We start from the raw sequence: 25287 nt of genomic DNA, 5'->3' as shown, positions 1-25287 counted from the left end.
AATGTTTACACCAGTATAGCAAAAAAAACATCAAGAACAATGGATTTTTATGCAGATCATTTATATTAATGCTCTTGTCCATTGCCTGAGTTCGAATCTGTGTCGGCATCCGTATGGGGCATACGCGTATTGTCCCTCGTTTTGTTAGATGACGGGCGGTTAGGTGCATCTAGTACAGGCATGCGGAACAAGATGGAAGCTAACGCTTTGGCATTAAAAGGAATGAACGGCCACAAATACGAAGAATTATATGACCGATGCAGCGTCAGCATCAAAATGATCAGTGTCGTACCCACGACAAAGCCCGGTACGTGAAAAATTGCAACAGCAACCAGCAGGAATAGTCGAATCAGTCTATTCGCCAGCCCTAGCTCGTAGCTCGGTGTTGCGAACATTCCTATGGCAGCGACAGCCATATACAGCACGACCTCATTCACGAAAAGTCCCGTCTGAACCGCTATGTCACCGACTAGAATGGCTGCGATCAAGCCCATAGCGGAAGCCAGTGGTGTCGGAGTATGCACAGCCGCCATTCGCATAAGATCGACCCCTAGTTCCACGATGATAAACTGTGCAATCAGCGGAAGATGTGCTTCCTTTTGAGGACCGATAAAATCGAGAAACGCCGGTTTTAATTCGGGATTGATAACCATTAGCAGCCACATGGGAAGCAGAAACATCGAGGCAAATATGCCTAAAAAACGTACCCAGCGCAAATAACTTCCCATAAAAGCAGTTTGCCGATTCTCTTCTGCATGCTGACACAAGTCAAAAAAAGTGGTAGGCAAGATCATCACGCTGGGTGAGGTATCGACGAAAATAACGAGCCTTCCTTCCATAATATGCGAAGCCACGACATCTGGTCGCTCCGAATATCGTACTAATGGATATGGATTCCAACCTTTATTGATAATCGTCTCCTCTAATTGCTTATCGGCCAGAGGAATACCATCCAAATTAACATTTTTAATTTTGTCTCGTACAGTATCCACCATCACCTTATCCACAATATCGTCAATGTAGCCCAAACATACGTCTGTTCGGGTTCGACGTCCGACCTGCATTGCCTCAAATTTAAGTCCTGGATCCCGCAAACGTCGGCGCACCAAACCTACATTTGTAAGCATTGTTTCAGTAAACCCGTCGCGGGCACCGCGCACAACCCGCTCCAAAGAAGGTTCCTCCGGACTACGCACCGGATAATTACGAGTATCCAGAATAAGGGAAAATCGTTCGCCTTCCATGAAAAAGGCACTCATCCCTGTCAGCACCTTGTTAATGACGACAGACATCTTATCTGTCTTCTCCACCTGAATATGTGGAATAAAATTTTCGAAATACGCTTGTAGTCCATCCGAAGAGAGATTATCCGGCGTCAGATAGGTGAGACGCTTTAGCACTTCAAGCATGATCTGATCTTTCGCAAAGGTATTTAGGAACAGATATCCGGTATGACGCCCACCCAGTGTCATTTCCCTGAATACCACATCAAAGGTCTCCCCCAAACCTAATACTGTTTCAAGTGTATTCTTATTATCCTTCATCCTCGGCGATATATCATCTTCGTTCTGCCAGTAGCGAACGGACTCCTCTACGTTATCAGACCGCTCACTCTCTTTTTTGTGTTTAAAACGTGCGGATTCCTGCGCCTGCTTTTCCTTCCATGGACTCAACTCTTCTCCGTCAGTATGATATTCCTTTCCGATTCCCCCGTCTTCTTGATGTTGCTCTTGATCCGCTCTGTGATCCATATTCCTTGCCCCCTCGCTTTCGTTGTTAACGGTTGTATACAAACCAGTCAAATAAGGAACCCGTCACCTTGCCAAGCACCATTGCCATTAATAGGCCAAACATATACACGGTCATGTGGAGTCGCTTGGCGAGTATAGGCAGGAGATTCAACACCTCCGTTAAAGCCGCGGCGAGCAAACCAATAAACACTCCGCAAAACAACCCAGGTATCCATGTAAATATGCCCGGTAGTGGCAAGCAAATGTTCCAAAAATCGACCACAGTCCCCAGCACTGAACCTATAATCATTGCCTTTTCGTATGCACGTGATTTTTTATACGTACGGGTGAGTTGTGCTAATCGCGGCATGATATCCAGCACAATAAAAAAAGCAATTACACCGCTACCCACCGCAAGGCCCCCAGCAATACCTAAAATAATCTGAAGTGCAGCCTGTACAAATATCATGGTTTCTTATCCTTTGTGTGCAAACGGGCCATCTTTTCATACTCCTCTGCCACAACATACTGATCCACATTTTCCTGGTACAGATACATTTCCACCTCCAGCGGCGTCGGCTCCTCGTTCCAATTTTTCTTGAACAAGTGATTAAAAAAAACGATCATGCCAAAGCCGATGCCGATCGAGTAAGCAATTTGAAACAGGTACGGATGTTCATCTTTATGTCCCGTAATCATCTCCACAATCCGAACCTGTACCTCCATCATGCTAACGTCGGCATGAAAATTCATAATTGTCAGCGCAGAACCAAAAAACAGAAGCACCCATACCAAAACAAACAGTATTTTGGACGGCTTACGGGGTTTCTCCACGAGTTCCACAAGTACATGTGGCTTCCCGAGAGATTCAACTACGACCCCCGGAATATGATCTCTAATTTTTGCTATGATCTGCAGCATGTCTATCAGTATCAGATTACCGTCCTGGTGCTGCGGCCGCTTGAGAACAAGCTCAAGCAGATCCTTTTCCCATTCAGGATTAGTCAGCAGATGGGCTACATCACCCAAATGTAAATCCTGCCCTTGTATCATGCGAACACGGCTGCGGAGCCGCAAGTAGACAATAGGAGCTACTGTAGGAGCCGGACTATGAGTCATCCGATCCCCTCCTTATCCTCGTAATTATCGATTAGTATGGAACGAAGCGAGGAAACCTATTCTGTGTATTGTCTTTTATCCCACGCAAAAAAGAGTACCCCTGGCCATTAAAATGGCTTTGGAATACCCTTTTTAAATACGTAAGCATAAAGATTTCACTAAGATCCTGACTGTTATTATTGGGCAATCTGATCGCGGATCAGTTGTAAAATCTTTTTTTCCAGCCGTGATACCTGTACCTGAGAAATACCAAGCCGACTTGCAACCTCTGATTGAGTCTGATCCCGGTAATAGCGCAGGTACACAATCAACCGCTCCCGCTCAGATAGTCCGCCAATGGCTTCATTGAGTGCCAGCTTGTCGAACCACCTTTCCTGTGATTCGTCAGCAATCTGATCCATAAGTGTAATTGGATCACCGTCATTTTCGAACACCGTTTCGTGAATGGAGGTAGGCGGCTTATTGGCCTCCTGCGCAAAAACAACATCCTCCGGTGTCACTCCCAGCTCATCAGCAACTTCCTTGACTGTAGGCAGACGGTTGAGCCGTTTGGATAGCTCGTCTTTCATTTTGCGGACCTTATTGGCCGTTTCCTTCAAGGAACGGCTAACTTTGAGTGTACCGTCATCACGCAGGAACCGTTGAATCTCACCGATAATCATCGGTACTGCATATGTTGAAAATTTGACTTCGTAGCTGAGATCGAATTTATCCACCGATTTTAACAAGCCGATGCAACCAATTTGAAAAAGATCGTCAGGTTCATACCCCCGGTTCATAAAGCGCTGCACGACAGACCAGACGAGCCGGATATTACTATTGACCAGTGTCTCACGAGCCTCATTATCACCGGATTGACTCAGTGCAATAAGCCGCTTGACTTCCGCATCCTCCAAATAGCTGTGCGAAGTTTTTTTTCCTCCTGCTTCCATAGGATCAACTCCTAATTATATAAAGCTTTCTTGGATTCAATCCTTTTCTTCATCCGGACCGACGTGCCTCCGCCCGGCTCACTGACTGCTTCAAACTCATCCATGAAATTTTCCATAATCGTAAAGCCCATGCCGGAGCGTTCCAATTCAGGTTTGGACGTATATAGAGGTTGCTTGGCAAGTTCCAGATCTTCAATTCCTCGGCCTGCGTCCTCAACAACCAACGTAATCACGTCCGCTTCAATCCTGACTTTGATCGTTACGACACCTGACGGGTCGCTGTCATAACCGTGAATAATGCTGTTTGTCACCGCTTCAGACACCACGGTTTTCAAATCACTTAGCTCATCCATTGTGGGATCAAGCCTAGAAATAAATGCCGCGACAGCCACACGAGCAAATGCTTCATTCTCCGATTTGGCAGCAAACTGCAAGCTCATGAAATTGTTACCCGTGCCTTCTCTCATGACACTACCTCCAGTTCCGTGAGCGCATTTCCCTCGTTGTCATATATGGGCATGATTTTGAACAGCCCGGACATATCCAGCAGTCGGTGTACTGGCGGATTGACATCACAGACTGCCATTTTCCCGCCCTTTTGCTTGATCAATTTGTACCGTCCCAAGATAACGCCAAGGCCGGAGCTATCCATAAACTGAAGATTCTTCAGGCTGAGCACAATATGCTCGCATTGCCGACGCTGAATCGCCTCATCCATTTGCATACGGACCATGTCCGACGTATGGTGATCAAGCTCACCAGACAGCCTTACAATCAGTACCCCCCGGTGATGCTCCATTTCAATTTGCAGGTTCATGCTTACTCACTCTCCTCCCGGTCTTGGACAAGGATTTCTACGTAGCCGCAGACGATTCCTGCCCTCCGACAAAACTAGAAGAAAACCCCGTAAAATCTACAAAGAAAATAGGTTCGACATGGTACGTTTAAACAATTTCCACCATCCGGCCTTTTCGATAGCCACAGGCGAAATGATATTAAACTCCTTAAGACGTTGTCCATCCTGATAGACGACCAGCTTACCGATTGGGTCACCAGCCCGGACAGGAGCTTTGAGGCTTGGGGCCAGTTGTAATTCATGACGCAACGTTTGTTTGTTGCCACCTTTTTTCACCAGCACGCTGTAGGAACGATCAGCCTGAATTTTCAGCTCTGGCAATACGCCTTTTTCAACTTTTACGCTGCCCAGCAATTCACCCGGCTTGTATATGGATTTCATTGTATATTGAGAAAACGCATAGTCGAACATGGAAGATACTTCATTGTTGCGTATCTTCGTATTCGGCTCCCCAAGCACGACAGCTACGACGCGCAAGCCATCACGCTTCGCAGTAGCGGAAAGACAGAACTTTGCTTCTCCCGTATAGCCTGTTTTCAGCCCGTCTGCTCCAGTATAGAAACGGACAAGTTTATTCGTATTCACCAGCCAAAAGGGTTTGACTGAGGATTTGCGCAAATAGTCCTGATAGGCTCCCGTATATTTCGTAATTTGCGGGTATTTCAACAACTCCCGGCTCATAACCGCAATATCATGCGCAGAAGAATAGTGATTTTCTACGGGTAAACCGTTGCAATTGGCAAAATGCGTATCCTTGAGCCCGAGCTGCTGCACCTTGGCGTTCATCATGTCGACAAAAACCTGCTCAGACCCTGCAATTTTCTCAGCCATCGCCACAGAAGCGTCGTTGCCGGAAGCCATCGCGATTCCCTTCAGCATCTCATCGACCGTCATTTCTTCTCCCGGCTCCAAGAAAATTTGCGAGCCCCCCATTGAAGATGCATATTCGCTGGCACGAACTTTATCGGTCAGCTTAAGCTTGCCATCCTGAATGGCCTCCATGGTCAGCAACATCGTCATAATCTTGGTGATGCTCGCTGGAGGAAGCTTTTCACGACTGTTTTTTTCATAGATGACTGTGCCCGTATCTGCATCCATCAGGATCGCCGAGAGAGCCTGGGGAGCTAGCTCAGCCGCTGATCCCTCTTTGGTTTTGCTTTCAGGTATGCTTTCTTCGGCCCAACCGCCGACAGGGACGGCAGTCAAGGCTATAAGGCAAGCCAGGATGAACGCCACCACTTTTTTCTTCACAATCGGTTCCCTCCTCAACATATTGGCGTAAAGCACCGGAGCCCATTTACTGATCTCTCCGGTCTATTCGCGTGCTGCTAACCATTGTCGTCAGAATGAAAGAAAAATATTCCATATGGATAAAAACATCAAATAGCACCAAGCTGAGTCAGCATGGTGCGCTTTTTCCAATATATAAAACGACAGAACATCTATCGTCTGTGAAATAATGGTTTAAATTCGGCTTACGGTGAGATATGTGATACCGCCACCCGGTAAAATATCCATTGTATTTTGACTAAACACCCGTATATCAATAAAAGAATTCGCTTCCAGTCTAAGTTCCATTGCTCCACTCAATGCACTATAGTTCAGTCCGCCGATAACCCTATCATCGAGATAGGCATAGGCGGAGCTCCCGGCAAGCTGCTCATCATTCAGGTGAAGTGCCAGCCGTGTGCGATTCCCATCCACTTGAGGATCGGTCGAAATGTAAACTTGTATTCTGTATTTCCCAGCTCGCTTGGCTCGCCATCGGCTATTCGCCGCGTCGAATTCAATCAGCTCATCATGGTTGATTTGATTGAACTTTACCTTCTGCCAGCTACCTGCGGGGAGATTTTGCCTTGCTCCCAGGTAGGCTTTAACAAAGGTTTCGTCCAAATGCTCAATTCCGTTGTTCGAGTATTTCTCGACCAGCAGCAAAGCCTGCCCTGTCCCATTGTTCTCGTCATAACGATTATTGCTATAGCTAAAATCCAAATGTGAGCGAAGTGTCACCTGCTGTGTGGAAGAGCTACCAGAGAAAGAAATAAGCTGCTTTAGATTACGGGGATACCCTCCCACCTCGTCCACCAAAATTTTTTTGCCAATGACCACATCCACAAAATAGTTACATACGGATTGGGTGTCATCGAATTTGTCCGCTATCGCTAAAATGGAGTCACGCAAGGCCACATTTTTCGTTTCTTTGGTAGCACCAATTTGAATAAAAGAAGGCACTGTCATCTTATGCTCTCTGCTTAGTCCCTCAAACCAGCAACCTATAAATTCAGCGTTCATAAAATCATTAATTAGAATGGGAATATCATTGGAACTTCCATCCTTAATGTGCTGGCTAGCCAAAAATCTGGCTCCGTTGGAGCTGTTCAGATCCAATGCCGTATCGTTCCCCAATGTAAAAAGCGCTATGCTAGTAAACTGTGAACTTCTATTCTGCAAGTGAATCCCTGTTTTATTGTAATTAATCTCCGTGCATTTAAATAAATTCACATCACTTTCGTAGCCCCAAAAAGCCGTTTCAAAATGCTCAATTAGGACGTTATCTAGGGTAACTCCGCCGCCCTTCCAATCCTGAATACCTAAAGTACCTTTGCCATAATATCCACGCTTCACTGACTGCGAAAACGGATTATTTAATGTGGATCTGTCAGCCCCCTCGTACCGGATCGATAAGTCATGAAACTGCACATTTTGAAATCCGCTAAACGAGGGTAGACTTTCATCTCCAATTTGAAAACAAGGACCCGTACCATAATATTCAATCGACGTAACACCTTTGCCTTGTCGGTATCTGCCCTTATGAATGCCAAAAATGCGTACACCCTGCTTGCGAATCTGTAGGGTAGAGGTTATTTTGTATCGTCCACTGGGGATGTGAAGAATGGAATAATCGGGGGTCTTATTAATCAACTCCTGCAAAGCTGCCGTGTCATCCTGAATACCATCACCAGCAGCTCCAAACCAACTTACGTTTACACTGCGTTCAATGAATTCTTTTTCAATGGTTTTAAAATTTTCATTTAATTGCTGCGGCGTTAAGTCTTTGCCTGTACCACTCAAATTCAACTTCAAACGGTCTGTAAAATGATCCGCCACCCGAACACCCCCAGGTTTAAAAACATAAAAAGTTCCTTTTTAACCAAGCCGAAGAATTCTTCATTTTCTTAGCATGGACTGAGTATATGCACAATAGGGCTTGCTCTAGGCTTGAGAAAAATGAAAATAAATATTTTATTATTATTGTACAAGAAGATACGTTTTGTATAATATAGATACATAATGTATCTAGGTGGTGAAATCGTGAAACATGTACTTACCGTAGCTGGTTTACTGGCTTTTTCGATTCCTTATGCTTGTCAGGGTTTGTCCCCCAGAGTTATCACGATTTCCCTGCTTATTCTGTTGTTCAGCTATACCATGCTACTACCTTCACTCAAGTCATTGATCGCAACCTTAGTCGACAATCCGTTGCTGACTTTACTCATGCTGTACATCGCTGCCTCCTGTTTATGGGCTGAACAAGAGCAGACCTCTTCCTTGCTGATGGTTCTCAAATTTCTTGCCTTCTCTACCTTTGGACTCTATTTGGTCACTCATTATACAACACAGGGCTGCATTCGCCTCTTAGTCGTTACGTTAAGTATTTTGAGCATCCTCAATCTACTCGCCGTTTTGCTCGTTCCCTCCTTTGCTATTCATGGTGGCGTAGAACATACTGGGCTATGGAAGGGCATCTCTGGTCATAAAAATACACTTGGAACTCTCTCTCTGTTAAGTTTTGTTTCACATGTTATTTACTTTTTCAGGGGTAAACATAAAGTTTTGCATATTGGCTTCATCTTACTCAATGCCTTATTGCTCATCGAGTGCCAATCTACCACCTCTTTGGTGCTGACATCTTCGCTCTTCGTATTTATATTGTTTATATTGCTATTCAAGAGAATCCGAAGCATTGCATTACGCGGTTTCTTCATTAGCTGTTCCTGCTTGTTCGTTCTTTTGGGTTTGGTATTCATCTTTACTTATGGAGATGCGATTGCGTCGGAATTTGGAAAAACAACGACCTTAACTGGAAGAACGGAAATCTGGCAGGGGATTGGTGGTGCTATTCAGAGCCATTACTGGTTCGGACATGGTTACGGCTCCTACTGGGCAGCCCGGCCCAGTATCTATGCGAATGGAATTCGATTTGATCTGACAAGCAGCCATAGCGGTTTCCGAGATCTGTGGATCGATGTGGGCCTTACAGGACTACTGGCAACCATTACACTCGCCATAACCACTTTATTTAAATTCAGAATTGGTAAAGCAGATATGTATACATGGCTAACGGCAGCGGTTTTTTTCCTTTTTATCGTATTGAATAATATAACGGACAGCCGTTTCCTGAACTCGCTATCTATTTACTGGATTATTTTTATGGTTATTGTGATCAAGGTGCAAGAACGACATAAACTGGCTGTAGCAGAAAAAGCGAATTCAACTGCATTGAGCACACAGCCTCTTCATTAGGAGATCATACTCAGCTCAACCGCTGTATGTGAAAAAGAACCCCGTACCCACGCCAACAAAAGGCGTTCGGATACGGGGTTCTTGGGATATATGTCCACCGCTTCGGTTGAACATGATCCCCAATCTACATTTGTGGAATAATCGCTAGCACAAGTTTTAAAAATTGCTCACGTACCTTCTCTGCCGTCTCCATCACTTCACCATGGGACAAAGGTTGATCCAGAATGCCTGCGGCCATATTCGTGATACAGGAGAAGCCCAGTACCTCAATACCTGCATGACGGGCTACAATAACCTCAGATACGGTCGACATACCCACCGCATCTGCGCCCAGTGTACGCAGCATGACGATTTCAGCAGGCGTTTCATAGTTAGGTCCCAGCAATCCAGCATATACACCTTCTTGCAGGCTGAAGCCCTGTTGGTTAGCCGTTTGCTTAGCAATTTCACGCAAGCGGCGGCTGTACGCCTCCGACATGTCTGGAAAACGAACGCCCAGACCGGCATCGTTCGGTCCGATCAGCGGATTTTGTCCTGTCAGATTAAGATGATCCGAGATGACCATCAGATCGCCTGCTTCGTAGGAAGTATTTACACCACCTGCTGCATTCGTCACCAGCAGACTTTGAATCCCCAATTGCTTCATCACCCGAACTGGGAAAGCCGTCAGTTGCGGGCCATAGCCCTCATACATATGGAAGCGTCCTTTCATCATGACGACAGCGCGACCTTCAATCGTGCCTAACAGTAATTCTCCCTCATGACCTTCTACCGTCGATACAGGAAAATGGGGAATATCCTGATAAGGAATACTAATTCCATCCTGAATTAAATCGGCCAGAATACCGAGACCCGATCCCAGAATAAGACCAATCTCTGGACGTATTCCGCTTTTGGCACGGATATATTCTGCTGCTTCCTGAATTGTAGCTTGGTTGGCTGTTGACATTAGTATCTCTCCTGACTTGTACAATCGTAAAGTTATAGTCATTATCACATTTTCTATGAAAGTAAAGTATCGTTACGTTCGATCTTTGCTTTCATGAGAAGTGCGGTTGCCGCCGTGCGGGTGATGCTTTTCATATACTTCCTTCATATTCCGTCTTGCCGTCTGCGCATATACCTGCGTCGTTGACAGATCAGCATGACCCAGCATTTCCTGTACAGAGCGTAAGTCCGCTCCGCCCTCCAGCATATGTACCGCAAAGGAATGCCGCAGCGTGTGGGGCGTGATATCCTCGCTTATGCCTGCTTCCTGGCCGTACTTCTTAATCATTTTCCAGAAGCCCTGTCTACTGAGACGCTGTCCAGATACGTTCAGGAACATGGCTTCCTGCTCTACCTGAGCTTCTTCACCCTGCCCGGATCTCAGCAATAATAGACGCTGCTCATCCATGTAGGCTTGTGCCCACTGTGATGCCTCACGGCTGATCGGTACAACACGCTCCTTGCCTGCCTCGCCGCCACAGTGCACAAAGCGCAGATCGGTGCGCACATCACGCACGTTAAGGGCAATCAGCTCCGATACGCGAATGCCCGTCGCATATAACAACTCCAGCATCGCCTTGTCTCGCACCCCTTGCGGGGCAGTCACATCTGGCGCGGCCAGCAAACGCTCTACCTCATCCTGCGTTAGCACCGAGGGCTTCTTTTTAGTCGCTTTAGGCAGCTCCAGCAGAACGGACGGATCATGGATCGTAATTCCCTCCCGAATAAGAAAATGAAAAAAGGAGCGAATGGAGGCGACACTACGTGATATCGTCGCCGCAGCTTTTCCCTGTTCCTTCAAACGGCCCAAATACAGTACCAGATGTGACCGTTGGACGTTATCCGGCTGCTCAATTCCACAGCTTTCTGCGAACTCGACAAACTGCTGTACGTCTCGTTGATACGCTTCCAAAGTGCTGCGCGACAAACCCTTTTCCTCTTCCATATATTGAGCGAAAGGTTGAATGTACATTTTCATGAGTTCCAAAAGTCTCCTTGTTCTACATACAGCGGTTCAGTCTCAGCGTCTGCTTCTTCGTGTGCTGCCTTCATTTCATAAGCTCATCAAGACCGATTACTTAGACTATTCACCATACCAGTAAAAGAAACGTAAACGTTCCAACACTGCTATTCGATGCTCGGACCCTTCATTTACTTTTTGTCCGCCAAATACCTTAACTGCATGTCCTTCCGGTATTCGGTAATGATCTACAGGTGTTATCCAATCTGTAAAGAGCCTGAGGCTAAAAAAGAGCATACATGCCAGCACCCCGAACAAGATTACCAAACGCAGCCATTTTAGTCCTCTCCGCAACGATAGTACCATGTGAATCAGCCGCCTTTTCCCCAGAATATGGCCCTAATTAGGACTCTCTATGGAAGGGTATGACAAGCTATTCCTTTTTATACCGCTTAATCCCGAACAACAGATCCCGAACCAAAAAAGCTCTCCCGAACGCATCTTCGTCGGTGAGAGCTTGGGTAGTCAGCTTTTAGTCCTGAGATTTGTTTTTTTTGGATTTGCCCAAAGATTTCTGAGCGGTCGTATCGTTCTTCGCCTTACAACGATAACAAATACCGTGGAAGTCCAAACGATGATCCACTACGGTAAAATTATATTCCCGTTCCAGGCGCTCCTCCAATGGTCCAAGCCAATCTTCCAGTATTTCATCTACACTGCCACACTGCACACATATCAAATGGTGATGGTGATGTTTGGTTGTATCGCCGCGCAAATCATAACGCGCAACGCCATCACCAAAATTAATTTTCTCCACGACATGCAGTTCACTTAGCAGTTCTAGGGTACGGTATACGGTTGCCAGACCGATTTCGGGAGCTTTCTCTTTGACGAGCATAAATACATCTTCCGCACTCAGATGATCATCTTCGTTCTCAAGTAAAACTCTGACGGTGGCTTCCCGCTGAGGCGTTAGTTTGTAGCCCTGGGATTGTAGTTGCTGCTTAATTTTTTCGATCCGTGCTTCCATGTGTCTCCCTCCCCCTGCAAAGCTACTGCCTACTGCACTTTTTTCACTCCTATTATTATAGGGGGTCTATACAAATAAAGTCAAACATTTTGAAACGGATTAAGATGACACGGAAGCTGTCAGCATAGGAGTGACCCATTGCATCATAACCGGGGTGATCCAAGTTTCAAAGGACGCGCTACCAATAAGAAGCACCATCATCACAGCAGTCAATCCTGCGTAAGACAGCAACGGACGCAGCATTCCGTCTGACGGCCGGGTAGCGAGTATTTTGGTTTTGATCATATGGATGGAAAAAGTCATCGCAGCCACGCTGCAGACGAGCAGTACCGGAATCACGAGCAGGTTATGGGGAGCAACTGAAACCAAAGAAAATAGCAGTCCTTTCCACGAATATTGCCCCACCATATAACCTACTGAAAATCCGATTAGCACACCCTTGAGGAAATTCAATACAAGAATGCCCGGTAGACCAATAACCGAAAGGCCACACACCCAAATTAGGCCGACCCATTTCAGATGTAAAGATACGCTATCCCAAAAGGTCGAGGCCGCCTGTGAATCAGCGAAGCCCTGTTCGTTTTGATTGACCGTTACAAAAAAATCCTTCAGGTAACGGGACAAATCCTGTAACTGCTCCAGCGAGAGCGCGTTTACCATAAGTGCACCAAAGACGACTCCCACCAGAAACAGCACAGCCAAGAAAACATAATACGGCGTCTGATCCTTTAACGTATGACGAAACCATTGCATCGGCGTCCTGCCCCTTTCATCTGCTTGTTTGTCCAAAAAACAACCGTAATCCGACGGCTGATGGCTAGAAGTGGGGCAGCTTTCGCTGCAGATCAAACATCACGAATGATGTGCCAAGCCAGCGGCATAGATAATTTATGGTTATGAACAAGCAGACGCTGATATGCCTTTAGAGGGACAAGACTTTACTAGGACTTAGCTATTTTGCCGTATGTTCCACCACCACCGGATACAAGCGACAGTCGCCCCTCGCGTGAAAGCACAATTTGCTCTGCCAGCACTTTTCCGACGACTGCTACTAACTCCTCCTGTGTAACCTCATGTAAAATATTCATTTCTGTTCCAAATGCAGCCAGTAGCTGGTTCAGCTTGGCTTTGCCCAGACCTGGAATAAACTCCAGTGGAATCTGGTAAATGTACGGCGGACGATGGGACGGAATCATGGGTTGCTCACGGTCGGCAATGCTCCATATTCGATCCAACACACCTCGCACAAGCTTGGTATGACCACAGTCAGGACAACGTTCATCCGCCATCTGTTGCTCGTCAATAATCGTACCGCAGCTTTGACAGTATGAACGATGGTATTTGCCCAGTTTCGGATTTAATCCGTAATTGGCACGCACCCCTCGTCCTTCACGACGCTCTAAAGCCATTCTGAATTCATCAAAACACGGCTTTGCCAGTGATAATTTATTGTATTCTCGTCCGATTTTCCCAAGTGAATGGGCATCTGAATTCGTGAGAAAGCTGAAGCGATCCAGTTCCGAAATCAAACCGGCCATAGATGAATCTGCGCTCAGCCCCAGCTCCACCCCACTAATGAGCTCCATATCCAGCAGTTCCTCCATACGAGCCGCTGAACTGCCGTATATGCCCTTATGAGGAGTAAAGACGTGCGCAGGCACCATAATGCCTCCACGTCCGTAAATTTGCTGCTGCAACTCACGTGGCGGTGCATAGATTCGTTGTGAGCTGAGATTAACATTTTTCATATGCCGGGCCAGCCATTGGGTAAAATCCTCCATCGCCGCCAGATCTGGAAAATAGGCCAGTACGTGCGCCTCAGGACGACCTTCAGCACGTATTTCCAGCTCCGTGCCAAGGAGAATGACCGTATCCCGGTATGCGATACCCCCGCCGCTGATTTCCTTCATTTCACCCGTATGTAAATAGGTACGAATATCCTCCTGTACATTAGGTGCATGGCAGTCAATGATACCGATCAGCCCAATTCCTTTGCGACCGGAGGCTTCCTTAGCTATGTTGGCAAAGGTCAGATCGCGGCTGCCACTAATTTTGACCGGATTTCCCTTCTCTGTCCTGCCAATATGAATATGCAAGTCTGCAAAGTAGTCGTTAAGTTCTACTATATTTTCATCCATACGCTTAGAAGCTCCCTGTAAGTTGGCGGAGTTGCCATGCATAGACGGCCAGAATCGTTTTAGCATCACTTATCCGTCCTTCACGAATGAGCGTCTGTGCTTCTTCCAGCGTCACCTCAAACAGCTCCAGAAATTCATCCTCATCCGGTTCCATCTCACCTAACTCCAGTTCTTCGGCCACATACAGATGAATGATTTCATCCGCAAAGCCAGGAGAGGTATAAAAGGAGTGCAGCAGCTTCAACGACTTGGCAGTAAAACCTGTCTCTTCTCTCAGCTCCCGCCCCGCTGCTTCCATCGGGTCTTCACCCCGCTCTAGCTTACCTGCAGGAATTTCTACCTCACAGCGCCCCATCGCCTGTCTGTACTGGTCCACGACCAGCATTTTCCCTTCATGTAGAGCCAAAACAGCCACCGCACCTGGATGCTTTACGATCTCACGCTTGCCAGTGGAGCCGTCGGGAAGCTCTACCGTGTCTACCTGTAATGTAATGACCTTTCCCTCAAAGATAGGCTGTGTGGACACGGTCTTTTCCTCCAGCGCAGGATTGGAATAAGGCTTGCGATGTGCATCGTTTGTTGGATTGTTCAATTGTCCGTTCGTTTGCTCGTTCATCGGTAAGTTTCCTCCTTCATATCTATCTTTCTTTATTAATTATCACCAAAGTTAGTCTAACTTGTCCACTTTGTACATATGCTGGTGGTAGAATAACAAACTTCCTGTCCTGAGGAGATGCAGAAATGAAAAGCTACCGTACTGAAAGCACCCTCCATATCGTTGGTAAAGCCTGGCAGATTCAAGCACTCTTGCGTCAATGGCAAAAGGAACATGGCCCTACAGCCACCATCGCTTCGCTAGCTGTTCCAAAAAAGGTTCAGGTCTAAAGACGAAGGAACACTGTTCCTGTCTTTAACCTGAACCTTTTTTCAGTATGTTGCAAGTGTATAATACAAATTTATTTTGTGGTTTCTTGAATCAGAGCTACGACAACTTCAGCAACCTTCACCAGGTCATCGGCCTTAATCTTTTCCTCTGTTGTATGGATGTTCTGGTAGCCCACAGCCAAATTCACCGTTGGAATTCCAAGCCCGTTGAATACATTAGCATCTGAGCCACCACCGGAATGGAAAGTTGGCGTTGCCAGTCCCAGTCTTTGAATCGCACGCTGAGCAACCTGTACAACTTCATCATGCTCCGTAAAGCTGAATGCCGGATAGATGACTTCACTGCGGAACTCTCCCTGTGCACCAAATTCACGTGTGGTGGTTTCCAGTGCTTCACGCATATGCTGGATTTGATGATTAACCTTTTCTTGCACAATACTACGAGCCTCTGCACGGATCAATACAAAATCGCATACCACATTTGTCGCGCCGCCGCCCTCGAAACTGCCGATGTTAGCGGTCGTTTCCTTATCAATCCGTCCTAGTTTCATTTTAGAAATTGCTTTAGAAGCGACCTGAATGGCACTAATGCCATCTTCGGGATTTACCCCCGCATGAGCGGACTTCCCAGTTATCTTCATTTCAATACGTGCCTGCGTTGGGGCAGCTATACAAATAGAGCCGACCTCACCATTTGAATCCAAAGCATATCCGAAATCAGAATCTAGCACTTCCGGCTTCATCGCCCGTGCACCCATCAATCCAGATTCCTCGCCAGCCGTAATCACGAACTGGATTTGACCATGGGGAATATTCTGCTCGCGCACGACACGAATCGCCTCGAACAAAGCAGCAATTCCCGCCTTGTCGTCAGACCCCAGAATCGTTGAACCGTCACTACGAATCCAGCCATCCTCACCCAACTGTGGCTTAATGCCTTTACCCGGAGTAACGGTATCCATGTGGCAGGTAAAAAACAATTTGGTTGCTTGCTCCACACCTTCCGCTTTCCAGGTGACGATCAGATTGCCTGAACCATGTCCGGTTCTTTCACGAGAATCGTCTTCCATTACTTCCAGCCCGAGTGCATTAAACTTTTCTTTTAGAACACGTGATATTTCCTGCTCATTTTTCGTTTCGCTATCCACCTGTACGAGTTCCATAAATTCCTGTACGATTCGGTCTTTTACTACTTTTACTGTCATTAAACTTTCCTCTCTTTCCCGATTACGCTACAATACGGATAGATGTTCTTATCTATGACTTAAACCTATCCTAAAGGAGTTACACATGTCGAACAAAAAATGGGTTCGTTTTTTCATCTACATTATGCTCGCAGCTATGATTGGTTCTACGCTGTTCATGGTAATTGAGCCGTTTATTATGCCACTATAATAAATTACCGTTCAAGGTATCCGGCTGCTCTAAGGCACTATTGAGGCCTCGAGTGGACGAGCTGTTACGCAAAGCAAACAGGCGGGCTTCCGTGTAGATACACAATAGCCCGCCTTACTTTATTGGAAAGAATGCGTTTGCCATTGCGCAACAAATGAAAATTGCTGTTCAAAGTACGGTACAATTTCCTTCGCAATCTGCTCCACCGATATAGGCTTCTGTATGCAGTCCTCCAATGATGTCACACCGTATTCCTGAATTCCGCACGGGACAATGCCCTCAAAGCCCTCGTGCTGTATCCCTGATTTGATGTTAAAGGCAAAGCCATGGCTGGTTACGAAGCCCCGACGGTGCTTACACTTGTTGAATTTGACGCCAATGGCCGCAATTTTAAGATTCCCGATCCATACCCCCGTATATTCAGGCTTACGGCTTCCTTCAACTCCATAAGATGCCAACAACCGGATGATCACTTCTTCCAGACTTCGAAGGTATCCGTGCAGATTCAGCGCCTCCCGGTTGCCGAGCATAAGTAGAGGATATCCGACAAGCTGCCCCGGCCCATGATATGTAATGTCTCCCCCCCGGTCAATCTGAAAGACGCTGATTCCCTGCTCCTTCAGTTGCTCTGGTGTGAGGAGCAGATGTTCAGGATGCCGCTGAGAACCAATCGTATAGGTCGGCGGATGCTGGAGAAGCATAAGCGTTTCTCTTGCCTCTCCTGCATCCAGCTTTCCCACGATCTCCTTCTGGACATCCCATGCATGGGCATATTCCATCCTATTCGTATAGGTTACATCAAGCGGTCGTCTGTTCACGGCCTGTCACTTCCTCTCCGTACATTTCCCCCACTGTTCGGATGATTAGTACAGCTTCGTATCTAAAGTGTAGCCTTCTAGATTTTCTTTAACCCGTTGCAAGAATCGTCCGCAAATCACTCCGTCCAAAATGCGATGATCCAGCGACAAGCACAAATTAGCCATCGAGCGGACCGCAATCATATCATCAATAACCACGGGTCTTTTGACAATGGATTCAAAGGTAAGAATTGCAGCCTGCGGATAATTAATCACCGGATAAGATAAAATTGAACCAAAGGAGCCTGTGTTGTTTACAGTGAACGTTCCGCCTTGCATGTCGTCCAGTTTGAGCGTGCCTTCCCGGGTTTTACGTGCCAAATCGTCAATTTCACGAGCTAATCCAGCAATATTTTTCTGATCCGCTTTTTTAATAACAGGGGTAAGAACGGAGTCCTCCGTACCTACGGCTAGCGAAATATTGATGTCTCTTTTGACGATAATTTTGTCCACTGCCCAGACCGAATTCATAATCGGATATTCCTTGATTGCATTCACGACTGCTTTCATGAGGAAAGCCAGATACGTAATGTTAATGCCTTCTTTTTGCTTAAATTCGTTTTTGATCTTGTTGCGGAGCATCACCAGGTTGGTCACATCCACCTCAATCGTCGTCCAAGCATGTGGAATTTCGGAAACGCTTTGTCGCATATTGCGAGCAATTGCACTGCGAATGGGTGTAACATCAATAAAATACTCGGATCTGTTATTGTTGCCACCCTCAACTTCGATCACAGGAGCTTTTGGAGCCTCCGTCAAATGAATCCCACTGTTACGAACCGGAATAGCAGGGTCCATATTTTGAATCGGTGTACCGTGCTGAGTGGCAGACTGCTGTCTTCCTGCAAAAGGAGAGCCTTGTCCTGATGTCGTCGCAGTCGGCTGTCCAGATACTCCAGTGGGAGCAGAACCGCCCTGCTGCACATAATTCAGCACGTCTTTGCGGGTAATTCTTCCCCCCATACCCGTGCCTGGTACTTGGCTTAAGTCCACATTATGCTCAGCAGCCAGGGTTTGCACCGCTGGGGAAAAACGTCCTCTCATGGACTGATCCGATCCAGCACCCTGCTGAGATTGTGTTTGTACGGTACTTTGAGATGCTGGTACAACAGGTGTCGCCCCTGATGCCGCCGCAGGTGCAGCCGACTTCGTCTGGATACGGCATATCAACTCTCCTACCGCTACTGTCTGACCTTCCTCTGCCAACAGATCACCCATAATGCCGTCCAACGTGGATGGGATTTCTGCATTCACTTTATCTGTAATAACCTCGCAAATCGGCTCGAATTGCTCTACCGTTTCACCAGGTTGTTTGAGCCATTTGGCAATTGTCGCCGATACGAGCGATTCTGCCAATTGTGGCATGGTCACGTCGTTCCATTGTGTTTGGTCTGACATTTTTTCAACTCCTTAACATCATAGGAGGGCGCGTTTTACCGCTACCCCCGCTATACTTTTCGAATGCTTTCGTCCAATCTGCCCTATATTAATACATTGCAAGACGGCGCATGGCTTCCTTAACTTTATCCTTGTTTAACATATAAAACTTCTCCATCGGTGGACTGATCGGCATGGCTGGTACATCAGGAGCACATAGACGCTCAATCGGCGCATCCAGCTCGAACAGACACTCCTCATTAATAATAGCCGATACCTCGGCACCGATGCCGCCCGTTTTGTTGTCCTCATGCACGATTAATACCTTACCTGTATGTCGTGCAGCCTCAACAATGGCTTCGCGGTCCAACGGTTGGAGTGTACGCAAATCCACAACATGTGCGGTAATGCCCTCTTCCTTCTCCAATTCCTCAGCAGCCTGCATGACAAAATGCAAAGGCTGGCTATAACCGATGACCGTAATATCGTCACCCTCACGTAATAGATTAGCCTTGCCAATCGGAACGATATAATCATCCTCAGGCACTTCACCCTTGATCAGCTTGTAGGATTTTTTATTTTCAAAAAACAACACCGGATCAGGGTCACGAATGGCTGCTTTCAGCAATCCTTTTGCGTCATAAGGGGTAAAGGGAGCAACAATTTTCAAACCCGGCGTACCAAAAAAGATCGATTCTGGACACTGAGAGTGATACAAACCGCCAAAGATCCCACCACCGATTGGCGCGCGGATTACCACAGGACAGTTCCAATCGTTGTTAGAGCGGTAGCGGATTTTAGCTGCTTCACTAATAATCTGATTGGTCGCCGGAAGCATGAAGTCCGAATATTGCATTTCGGCAATCGGCTTCATTCCGTACATGGCCGCACCAATCGCAACCCCGGCAATAGCCGACTCAGCCAATGGCGTATCCATGACACGTTGCTCACCGAATTGGTCCATAAGCCCCTTTGTCGTTGTAAAGACACCGCCCTTCACCCCGACATCCTCACCTAATACAAAAACCGTTTCATCCTGCTCCATCTCTTCTTTCATGGCAAGACGAATCGCATCAATATATTCCATAATCGCCATCGTTACCGGCCCTCCCCATCGCTATCTGCATACACATGCAGCAGCGTATCTTCGGGCTTTGGAAAAGGCGCTTTATCTGCATATTCAATCGCTTCCTTGACTTCGAGCAGCAGCTCAGCCGACAGATCCGCATCCTTGGCCTCATCCCAAATGCCGCATTCGATCAAGTAGCTTTTCATACGGGCTACGCCATCCTTGGCCCAGTTCTCTTCCACTTCCTCCTTGGTCCGGTAAGCCAGATCATTATCCGAGGTGGAGTGAGGAGACAGTCGGTACATCATGGCTTCGATCAGCGTAGGACCTTCACCGCGGACAGCACGTTCGCGTGCTTCCTTCACCGCCGCATATACCGCCAATGCATCATTACCATCGACTCGAATCCCTGGAAATCCATATCCCAAAGCACGGTCGCTTACCTTGCCTGCCAACTGTTTATGAATCGGAACCGATATCGCATATTGATTGTTCTCGCACATAATGATGACTGGCAGCTTCTGTACACCAGCAAAGTTACAGCCTTCGTGAAAATCTCCCTGATTGCTGGAGCCTTCTCCAAACGTAACAAACGATACAAAATCCTTTTTCTGCATTTTGGCAGCCAAAGCTACACCTACTGCATGCGGAACCTGTGTCGTTACTGGGCTGGAGCCTGTCACAATACGCAGCCGTTTACTACCAAAATGACCTGGCATCTGGCGACCACCGCTATTGGGATCATCTGCTTTAGCAAATGCCGACAGCATCAGTTCACGCGGCGTCATTCCTACCGCAAGCACGAATCCATAATCCCGATAATAGGGAAGAAAATAGTCCTTTTCCCGATCAAGGCCGAAAGCTGCACCTACTTGTGCCGCCTCCTGTCCAATGCCGGAAACGTGGAAATTAATTTTCCCTGCCCGTTGCAGGAGCATGTTGCGCTCGTCAAATCTTCTTGCGAGCAACATATATCTGTACATATCAATAACTTGTCCGTGAGTAAGTCCCAGCTGTTCATGTCTGAAGCCAGCGTCTACAGCGCCTTTAGAACTCATTGAGGCACCTCCTTAAGTGTCAAACATTCTACTTCCATTACCTAGTACCATCTTGTCTTAAAACCTGGTACTAAACTCTGACTAACCCCATTATAATCCTTTTCTCCCCAAAAAGAAAAGCACCGATTTATTTGAAACGTTTATATGCCAATCGCCTGTCCATCAACGGCCAGCATCGCTTCTCCCAAAATCTCCGACAATGTCGGATGCGGATGAATAAGCTGTCCGACTTCCCACGGCGTAGCATCCAGCAGTTGCGCAAGAGCCGCCTCGCTGATCAGGTCCGTCACATGCGTACCGATCATATGTACACCGAGAATATCATTGGTCTTGTCGTCGGCCACTACTTTGACGAAGCCGTCCCGACTGCCGTATACTAGCGATTTTCCGATAGCTTGAAAAGGGAACTTCCCTGTCTTCACCTGATGTCCACGCTCGCGGGCTTCTTGCTCCGTTAAGCCGACGCTTGCGGCTTCAGGACGTGTATAAATACACCGCGGAATCAGATGGTTAGGTACACTGTGAAAATCTTCGCCCGCCAGATGATGAACCGCCTGCAAGCCTTCATGGCTCGCTGCATGCGCCAGTTGTAAGCCGCCGATGCAATCCCCAATGGCGTAAATATGTGGTTCATTCGTCTGCAAATGTTCATTAACTGAGATAAAGCCACGCTCTACGCGGATATCCGTATTTTCCAGCCCGATATTTTCCACATTTGCCTGACGCCCTACAGAAATGAGCAGTTTGGAAGCGCTGAGGGTTTCGGTTTCTTCCCCTTTTTGCACGTCAATCTGCACACCTTCCTCATCTTTGCCGTATGTTTTAGCCAGCACTTGTGAACCCGTCAGCACCTTGACACCACGCTTGGTTAACAAGCGCTGCATTTCACGCGAAACGTCTTCGTCTTCCGTGGGAATAAGTCGATTCGCAGCTTCAACCACCGTAACCTCCACGCCAAAATCATTTAGCATGGAAGCCCACTCCACGCCAATAACACCACCGCCCACGATAATCAGGGATGCTGGCAGCTCCTCCATCGTTAACGCTTCGTCACTGCTCAGAATAAATTCGCCATCTGGCTCTAGTCCGGACAGCACACGCGGGCGTGATCCTGTTGCAATAATGAGATGTGCAGGAACAATCGTTTCCATCTCACCGTCTTCTAGTTCCACGGCAACTGCTCCGCTTTTTGGAGAAAATATAGACGGACCAATCACGCGTCCCTTACCGCTCAGTACCGTAATTTTATTTTTACGCATCAAAAATTGAACGCCCTGATGCAGCTGTTCCACAACGGCTTCCTTACGTTCCTGAACCTTGGGAAATACAAGCTGTGCTCCCGATGTCTCGATACCGTATTGTGCACTTTCTTTAATCGTGGCATATACTTCCGCACTGCGTAGCAAGGCCTTACTCGGAATGCAACCACGGTGCAGACAGGTTCCGCCAAGCTTGTCCTTTTCGATGATAACCACTTCTTTGCCTAGCTGCGCGGCACGAATGGCTGCTACATACCCCCCGGTTCCTCCACCCAAAATAGCGACATCACAATGTATAGTCATGTTTCTCCTCCATTAACAATTGATTATATATAGCTTATTGTACTCTCTTTAATTCACTGTACAAAATATAGCGTTTAGGCATAGGCTACAAAAAAGCTAACCCTTTAATCCAGATATCTTTCCATATCATTCATACAGCGCATCTCGTAACTTAGTAGACATCCTTGAACTTTGTGCTGATTTGGCACGCAGCGCCTTGCGAAATGATTCATTTTGCTTGCGCAGAAAGTTCAGCTCTGTCTCCAGCTCAGTGATGAGTTCTAGAGCTTGCGGGCTGATCAGCCCTTGCTCCAGTAATGCTCCTTTTTTGGCACTATAATCCGTATTTTTTTCGTCCATGCCTTTCACTCTTCCCTTCATTCCACTACGCTTCACCATATCATGCCCGCGGCGGCAGAGCAATGACGACCACATTTACGTTTTAGAAATGGACATACAAAAACATGTCGAAAATCAATATATTTTCTCTAGTCTGTATACGGCTGGTTATGGTAATCTATAATGGCGTTTTCTTTCGGAGAAGAAGATTTACAGTGTTATGTACATGTTACAGAGAGGGGAATTCGCTTTGCCTACAGGACGAATTACGATTATTACAGGCCCCATGTTCAGTGAAAAATCCGGCGAATTGATTCGCCGCTGTCAAAAACTAATCCAATACGGGCATCGTAAAGTGGTAGCTTACAAACCCGCTGAAGATAACCGCTATGCCGAGGACGAAATAGTAAGCCGGATCGGATATCGGCTGCCCGCTATCTCTATCCCAAGAAAACTTACAGATGAGCTCGTTCAGCGTATTTTGCAAGAAACAAAAGATGCCGACGTGGTTGCCTTTGACGAAGTCCAGTTTTTCAGTCGTCATATTATGTCGCTTGTACAAGAGCTAGCTTATTGCGGCAAGCATGTAATTGCCGATGGGCTGAATCTGGATTATCGAGGCAAAGAGTTCGGCTATGTCGGTGGTCTGCTCGCCATGGCGGATGACATCGAGAAGCTGACTTCCTTTTGCGCTGTCTGCGGTAGCTCGGAAGCAGTATTTACGCAACGTATGGTAAATGGTAAACCTTCCACTGTGGGACCTATTGTGATGATCGGCGACTCTGAGGCTTATGAGCCTCGTTGTCGAAATTGCTTTATACCTCCTCATAAAGTGAACTGCGATTAGTGGACAGATAGATCGACAAGCTGCAATATGCCTACGTGAGTACCAGTAACTTTTTTCTTGCATTTTTTTGGAACGAATCGAACCATTGCCCCGTATATCCGGTTAAGCTGTACAAGTTTTTAGTTTTCGTTTGTATATCATGACCATGAGATTATCTGGGGGGACGGAATAATGAGTTTTTTTAACAAAATCTTAGCAAGCGCAGGAATCGGTTCAGCTAAAGTCGATACGTTGGTGGATCAAGCTGTATATGTGCCTGGGGAAGAACTTAGTGGCATCATGCGCATCAAAGGCGGCAAAATTGATCAGGAAATCGGCAAAATTGACATCGAGCTCAAGACAGAATATATCGTGGAGCACGATGATAAAAAAACTATCAGCACCTGCTGCATTGCACGGATTAAGGTATCTGACGGCTTTCATCTAGAGCAAGGACAGGAGCTTGAAATTCCTTTTTCCTTCAGATTGCCGTTGGAAACTCCTGTTACTCACGCCAAACAGCCCGTCTGGCTGGAAACAGCATTAGATATTGGCATGGCTTTGGACCCGACCGATCGTGATTCACTCAAAATCGAGCCACATCCCTATATGAATACAGTGTTTGAGGCGGTTCACCTGTTGGGCTTCCGATTCCGCTCCTCCACCTGCGAACGTCATCCTAAGCTGGGACGCGGCGTTCCGTACGTACAGGAATTTGAATTTACGCCCGGATCAGAATATGCACGTGATATCGAGGAGCTAGAGCTGATTATGCAGTTAGAACCCGAGGGTGTGCATGTGCTTGTAGAAGTAGACCGCAGGGGCAGAGGGTTATCTGGTTGGCTTGAGACTGCATTTGATATGGATGAGCGTCATGCCTGGTTGAGTTTAAGCCGGGAAGAGCTCTCCTATGGACCCGATCACATAGCGGATGCACTCGAGGAACTAATTGACAGGCAAATTAGATAACAATGTAAAATACAAACAAAAAACTCCTAACCAATTTACTATATCGGTTGGGAGTTTTTATTAATTAAAAGAATTCTTTAATGATGGTCCTCAATCGTCTTATAGACTAAAGTGGCAACATATCCTGTCTTTCCGCCTTATGCTTACACTCTTTGCATACCCCATACAGCGATCCATTGTCATCCGCATAGAAGGTTAATTTGTCTTCTTTTTTACAAAAGGAGCATTTTTGCTTGCCTGTGCCCTGGATAGAGTCAGACAGTCCAAACCCAGTCTGGGCCTGAATACCTGCTGCTTTTGCATTCGTGCGTGGACCGGAAGACACTTTTGACTTAGATTCATTACGGGTGCGGGATTGTCGAGCGGACTTACGAGGACGAAATTCAACGACATTACTGTCCCGCTGTTCATTCACTTGTTTGTTGCTGCTGCGACTACGCCTTACTTTAACAATCCAACCCAACGCCACCAACAACACGCCCAAGAACACCCAAGTCAGACTATACCACATGCTCTCATCCCCGCCTTTGCTTTAGAATCAATTGGGTTAATACCACTAGCCCGTTCAATGCGATGACTTAGCCTATAGCTTTATTCATTGAAATATACCCGTGTATACAGCCTCTGTGCTGTTCATCCGATTGTCTCCATATAAAAATCGTACCCTCCCGTGCAACATCCGACTCGCCTCTAA

At 46.8% G+C, this 25287-nt stretch carries 28 protein-coding genes; 5 read left to right on the top strand and 23 right to left on the bottom strand.

Annotation, left to right across the window (positions count from 1 at the left end; genetic code table 11):
• Positions 1 to 65: 65 nt before the first annotated feature.
• From ACL9RM_RS04300 to ACL9RM_RS04265, 8 genes are all read right to left on the bottom strand, one after another.
• On the bottom strand, positions 66 to 1751 hold the full coding sequence (locus ACL9RM_RS04300; RefSeq protein WP_250268719.1) for a spore germination protein: 1686 nt from the start codon (positions 1749 to 1751) through the stop codon (positions 66 to 68).
• A 25-nt stretch (positions 1752 to 1776) separates the two neighbouring features.
• Complete coding sequence (locus ACL9RM_RS04295) at positions 1777 to 2199, bottom strand: stage V sporulation protein AB (protein WP_039271000.1); 423 nt, start codon at positions 2197 to 2199, stop codon at positions 1777 to 1779.
• Positions 2196 to 2849 (bottom strand): stage V sporulation protein AA, encoded by a 654-nt coding sequence (locus ACL9RM_RS04290; protein WP_039270998.1) that lies wholly within the window; start codon positions 2847 to 2849, stop codon positions 2196 to 2198. The genes ACL9RM_RS04295 and ACL9RM_RS04290 overlap by 4 nt, the downstream gene beginning before the upstream one ends.
• Before the next feature lie 176 nt (positions 2850 to 3025).
• A complete protein-coding gene (gene sigF / locus ACL9RM_RS04285; RefSeq protein WP_023989213.1) occupies positions 3026 to 3781 on the bottom strand; it encodes an RNA polymerase sporulation sigma factor SigF in 756 nt (251 codons plus the stop codon).
• 11 nt (positions 3782 to 3792) lie between these two features.
• Positions 3793 to 4248, bottom strand: a complete 456-nt coding sequence (gene spoIIAB / locus ACL9RM_RS04280; protein WP_039270996.1) for an anti-sigma F factor — start codon at positions 4246 to 4248, stop codon at positions 3793 to 3795.
• Positions 4245 to 4598 carry an anti-sigma F factor antagonist gene (gene spoIIAA, locus ACL9RM_RS04275; protein WP_013310782.1) on the bottom strand — a complete coding sequence of 118 codons (354 nt, stop codon included), beginning with the start codon at positions 4596 to 4598 and terminating at the stop codon, positions 4245 to 4247. Before spoIIAA ends, spoIIAB begins: the two co-directional genes overlap by 4 nt.
• Positions 4599 to 4694: 96 nt before the next feature.
• Entirely contained in the window at positions 4695 to 5888 is a 1194-nt protein-coding gene (locus ACL9RM_RS04270) for a D-alanyl-D-alanine carboxypeptidase family protein (RefSeq protein WP_250268720.1), read from the bottom strand.
• 213 nt (positions 5889 to 6101) lie between these two features.
• On the bottom strand, positions 6102 to 7745 hold the full coding sequence (locus tag ACL9RM_RS04265) for a glycoside hydrolase family 55 protein (protein WP_250268721.1): 1644 nt from the start codon (positions 7743 to 7745) through the stop codon (positions 6102 to 6104).
• A 204-nt stretch (positions 7746 to 7949) separates the two neighbouring features.
• On the opposite strand from ACL9RM_RS04265, the gene ACL9RM_RS04260 reads away from it, so the two are divergent.
• Positions 7950 to 9161 (top strand): O-antigen ligase family protein, encoded by a 1212-nt coding sequence (locus tag ACL9RM_RS04260; protein WP_039270991.1) that lies wholly within the window; start codon positions 7950 to 7952, stop codon positions 9159 to 9161.
• A 124-nt stretch (positions 9162 to 9285) separates the two neighbouring features.
• Here the strand turns inward: ACL9RM_RS04260 and ACL9RM_RS04255 are convergent, their stop codons facing one another.
• The 7 genes from ACL9RM_RS04255 to ACL9RM_RS04225 all read right to left on the bottom strand — a co-directional run bounded on the left by ACL9RM_RS04255 (position 9286) and on the right by ACL9RM_RS04225 (position 14893).
• On the bottom strand, positions 9286 to 10110 hold the full coding sequence (locus ACL9RM_RS04255; protein WP_209947348.1) for a purine-nucleoside phosphorylase: 825 nt from the start codon (positions 10108 to 10110) through the stop codon (positions 9286 to 9288).
• Positions 10111 to 10182: 72 nt separating this feature from the next.
• A complete protein-coding gene (xerD, locus tag ACL9RM_RS04250) occupies positions 10183 to 11127 on the bottom strand; it encodes a site-specific tyrosine recombinase XerD (RefSeq protein WP_250268723.1) in 945 nt (314 codons plus the stop codon).
• Between the two features lie 105 nt (positions 11128 to 11232).
• Positions 11233 to 11475 carry a YqzK family protein gene (locus tag ACL9RM_RS04245; RefSeq protein WP_069289838.1) on the bottom strand — a complete coding sequence of 81 codons (243 nt, stop codon included), beginning with the start codon at positions 11473 to 11475 and terminating at the stop codon, positions 11233 to 11235.
• A 166-nt stretch (positions 11476 to 11641) separates the two neighbouring features.
• The gene (locus ACL9RM_RS04240; protein WP_039270985.1) at positions 11642 to 12139 is read right to left on the bottom strand and encodes a Fur family transcriptional regulator; all 498 of its coding nucleotides are present in this window, start codon (positions 12137 to 12139) and stop codon (positions 11642 to 11644) included.
• Between the two features lie 99 nt (positions 12140 to 12238).
• The gene (gene spoIIM, locus ACL9RM_RS04235) at positions 12239 to 12892 is read right to left on the bottom strand and encodes a stage II sporulation protein M (RefSeq protein WP_023989222.1); all 654 of its coding nucleotides are present in this window, start codon (positions 12890 to 12892) and stop codon (positions 12239 to 12241) included.
• 188 nt (positions 12893 to 13080) lie between these two features.
• Entirely contained in the window at positions 13081 to 14277 is a 1197-nt protein-coding gene (locus tag ACL9RM_RS04230) for an endonuclease Q family protein (RefSeq protein WP_250268724.1), read from the bottom strand.
• A gap of 4 nt (positions 14278 to 14281) precedes the next feature.
• Positions 14282 to 14893 (bottom strand): NUDIX domain-containing protein, encoded by a 612-nt coding sequence (locus tag ACL9RM_RS04225; protein ID WP_414126203.1) that lies wholly within the window; start codon positions 14891 to 14893, stop codon positions 14282 to 14284.
• Between the two features lie 125 nt (positions 14894 to 15018).
• Here ACL9RM_RS04225 and mciZ point away from each other — a divergent pair, with 125 nt between their 5' ends.
• Positions 15019 to 15162, top strand: coding sequence for a Z-ring formation inhibitor MciZ (gene mciZ / locus ACL9RM_RS04220; RefSeq protein ID WP_076159536.1), 144 nt, complete (start codon positions 15019 to 15021; stop codon positions 15160 to 15162).
• A 71-nt stretch (positions 15163 to 15233) separates the two neighbouring features.
• On the opposite strand, the gene ACL9RM_RS04215 is transcribed toward mciZ, so the two are convergent.
• Positions 15234 to 16367 carry a tripeptidase T gene (locus ACL9RM_RS04215; protein ID WP_250268725.1) on the bottom strand — a complete coding sequence of 378 codons (1134 nt, stop codon included), beginning with the start codon at positions 16365 to 16367 and terminating at the stop codon, positions 15234 to 15236.
• Between the two features lie 85 nt (positions 16368 to 16452).
• Here ACL9RM_RS04215 and prli42 point away from each other — a divergent pair, with 85 nt between their 5' ends.
• A complete protein-coding gene (gene prli42 / locus ACL9RM_RS04210; protein WP_250268726.1) occupies positions 16453 to 16557 on the top strand; it encodes a stressosome-associated protein Prli42 in 105 nt (34 codons plus the stop codon).
• Between the two features lie 119 nt (positions 16558 to 16676).
• Here the strand turns inward: prli42 and lipB are convergent, their stop codons facing one another.
• From lipB to ACL9RM_RS04180, 6 genes are all read right to left on the bottom strand, one after another.
• Complete coding sequence (lipB, locus tag ACL9RM_RS04205; RefSeq protein ID WP_039270978.1) at positions 16677 to 17375, bottom strand: lipoyl(octanoyl) transferase LipB; 699 nt, start codon at positions 17373 to 17375, stop codon at positions 16677 to 16679.
• Positions 17376 to 17420: 45 nt separating this feature from the next.
• The gene (locus tag ACL9RM_RS04200; protein WP_250268727.1) at positions 17421 to 18812 is read right to left on the bottom strand and encodes a dihydrolipoamide acetyltransferase family protein; all 1392 of its coding nucleotides are present in this window, start codon (positions 18810 to 18812) and stop codon (positions 17421 to 17423) included.
• 88 nt (positions 18813 to 18900) lie between these two features.
• Complete coding sequence (locus ACL9RM_RS04195; protein ID WP_039270974.1) at positions 18901 to 19887, bottom strand: alpha-ketoacid dehydrogenase subunit beta; 987 nt, start codon at positions 19885 to 19887, stop codon at positions 18901 to 18903.
• 2 nt (positions 19888 to 19889) lie between these two features.
• A complete protein-coding gene (locus ACL9RM_RS04190) occupies positions 19890 to 20918 on the bottom strand; it encodes a thiamine pyrophosphate-dependent dehydrogenase E1 component subunit alpha (RefSeq protein WP_250268728.1) in 1029 nt (342 codons plus the stop codon).
• A 140-nt stretch (positions 20919 to 21058) separates the two neighbouring features.
• Entirely contained in the window at positions 21059 to 22480 is a 1422-nt protein-coding gene (gene lpdA, locus ACL9RM_RS04185; RefSeq protein WP_250268729.1) for a dihydrolipoyl dehydrogenase, read from the bottom strand.
• A gap of 126 nt (positions 22481 to 22606) precedes the next feature.
• The gene (locus tag ACL9RM_RS04180) at positions 22607 to 22840 is read right to left on the bottom strand and encodes a hypothetical protein (protein ID WP_069289844.1); all 234 of its coding nucleotides are present in this window, start codon (positions 22838 to 22840) and stop codon (positions 22607 to 22609) included.
• A 208-nt stretch (positions 22841 to 23048) separates the two neighbouring features.
• Here ACL9RM_RS04180 and ACL9RM_RS04175 point away from each other — a divergent pair, with 208 nt between their 5' ends.
• Positions 23049 to 23645, top strand: a complete 597-nt coding sequence (locus tag ACL9RM_RS04175; RefSeq protein WP_023989232.1) for a thymidine kinase — start codon at positions 23049 to 23051, stop codon at positions 23643 to 23645.
• A 171-nt stretch (positions 23646 to 23816) separates the two neighbouring features.
• Complete coding sequence (locus ACL9RM_RS04170) at positions 23817 to 24593, top strand: sporulation protein (RefSeq protein WP_250268730.1); 777 nt, start codon at positions 23817 to 23819, stop codon at positions 24591 to 24593.
• Between the two features lie 106 nt (positions 24594 to 24699).
• Here the strand turns inward: ACL9RM_RS04170 and ACL9RM_RS04165 are convergent, their stop codons facing one another.
• The gene (locus tag ACL9RM_RS04165; RefSeq protein ID WP_250268731.1) at positions 24700 to 25104 is read right to left on the bottom strand and encodes a hypothetical protein; all 405 of its coding nucleotides are present in this window, start codon (positions 25102 to 25104) and stop codon (positions 24700 to 24702) included.
• Between the last annotated feature and the right edge of the window lie 183 nt (positions 25105 to 25287).

The sequence above is a fragment of the Paenibacillus sp. S29 genome (assembly GCF_049319765.1).
GTDB classification, from domain to species: domain Bacteria; phylum Bacillota; class Bacilli; order Paenibacillales; family Paenibacillaceae; genus Paenibacillus; species Paenibacillus polymyxa_B.
Note: the sequence above shows the minus strand (reverse complement) of the source record. Positions and strands in the feature narration are given on the sequence as shown.

Bases quoted from the DNA above. Each gene is read 5' to 3' on its own strand.
- ACL9RM_RS04195 (WP_039270974.1), bottom strand. From the start codon at position 19,887: ATGGCGATTATGGAATATATTGATGCGATTCGTCTTGCCATGAAAGAA.
- mciZ (WP_076159536.1), top strand. From the start codon at position 15,019: ATGAAAAGCTACCGTACTGAAAGCACCCTCCATATCGTTGGTAAAGCC.
- ACL9RM_RS04180 (WP_069289844.1), bottom strand. From the start codon at position 22,840: ATGAAGGGAAGAGTGAAAGGCATGGACGAAAAAAATACGGATTATAGT.
- spoIIM (WP_023989222.1), bottom strand. From the start codon at position 12,892: ATGCAATGGTTTCGTCATACGTTAAAGGATCAGACGCCGTATTATGTT.
- sigF (WP_023989213.1), bottom strand. From the start codon at position 3,781: ATGGAAGCAGGAGGAAAAAAAACTTCGCACAGCTATTTGGAGGATGCG.
- spoIIAA (WP_013310782.1), bottom strand. From the start codon at position 4,598: ATGAACCTGCAAATTGAAATGGAGCATCACCGGGGGGTACTGATTGTA.
- prli42 (WP_250268726.1), top strand. From the start codon at position 16,453: ATGTCGAACAAAAAATGGGTTCGTTTTTTCATCTACATTATGCTCGCA.
- ACL9RM_RS04245 (WP_069289838.1), bottom strand. From the start codon at position 11,475: ATGGTACTATCGTTGCGGAGAGGACTAAAATGGCTGCGTTTGGTAATC.
- ACL9RM_RS04165 (WP_250268731.1), bottom strand. From the start codon at position 25,104: ATGTGGTATAGTCTGACTTGGGTGTTCTTGGGCGTGTTGTTGGTGGCG.
- ACL9RM_RS04240 (WP_039270985.1), bottom strand. From the start codon at position 12,139: ATGGAAGCACGGATCGAAAAAATTAAGCAGCAACTACAATCCCAGGGC.
- ACL9RM_RS04170 (WP_250268730.1), top strand. From the start codon at position 23,817: ATGAGTTTTTTTAACAAAATCTTAGCAAGCGCAGGAATCGGTTCAGCT.
- ACL9RM_RS04255 (WP_209947348.1), bottom strand. From the start codon at position 10,110: ATGTCAACAGCCAACCAAGCTACAATTCAGGAAGCAGCAGAATATATC.
- ACL9RM_RS04295 (WP_039271000.1), bottom strand. From the start codon at position 2,199: ATGATATTTGTACAGGCTGCACTTCAGATTATTTTAGGTATTGCTGGG.
- ACL9RM_RS04190 (WP_250268728.1), bottom strand. From the start codon at position 20,918: ATGAGTTCTAAAGGCGCTGTAGACGCTGGCTTCAGACATGAACAGCTG.
- spoIIAB (WP_039270996.1), bottom strand. From the start codon at position 4,248: ATGAGAGAAGGCACGGGTAACAATTTCATGAGCTTGCAGTTTGCTGCC.
- ACL9RM_RS04200 (WP_250268727.1), bottom strand. From the start codon at position 18,812: ATGTCAGACCAAACACAATGGAACGACGTGACCATGCCACAATTGGCA.
- ACL9RM_RS04290 (WP_039270998.1), bottom strand. From the start codon at position 2,849: ATGACTCATAGTCCGGCTCCTACAGTAGCTCCTATTGTCTACTTGCGG.
- lpdA (WP_250268729.1), bottom strand. From the start codon at position 22,480: ATGACTATACATTGTGATGTCGCTATTTTGGGTGGAGGAACCGGGGGG.
- xerD (WP_250268723.1), bottom strand. From the start codon at position 11,127: ATGAAAATGTACATTCAACCTTTCGCTCAATATATGGAAGAGGAAAAG.
- ACL9RM_RS04230 (WP_250268724.1), bottom strand. From the start codon at position 14,277: ATGGATGAAAATATAGTAGAACTTAACGACTACTTTGCAGACTTGCAT.
- ACL9RM_RS04225 (WP_414126203.1), bottom strand. From the start codon at position 14,893: ATGAACGAGCAAACGAACGGACAATTGAACAATCCAACAAACGATGCA.
- ACL9RM_RS04300 (WP_250268719.1), bottom strand. From the start codon at position 1,751: ATGGATCACAGAGCGGATCAAGAGCAACATCAAGAAGACGGGGGAATC.
- ACL9RM_RS04215 (WP_250268725.1), bottom strand. From the start codon at position 16,367: ATGACAGTAAAAGTAGTAAAAGACCGAATCGTACAGGAATTTATGGAA.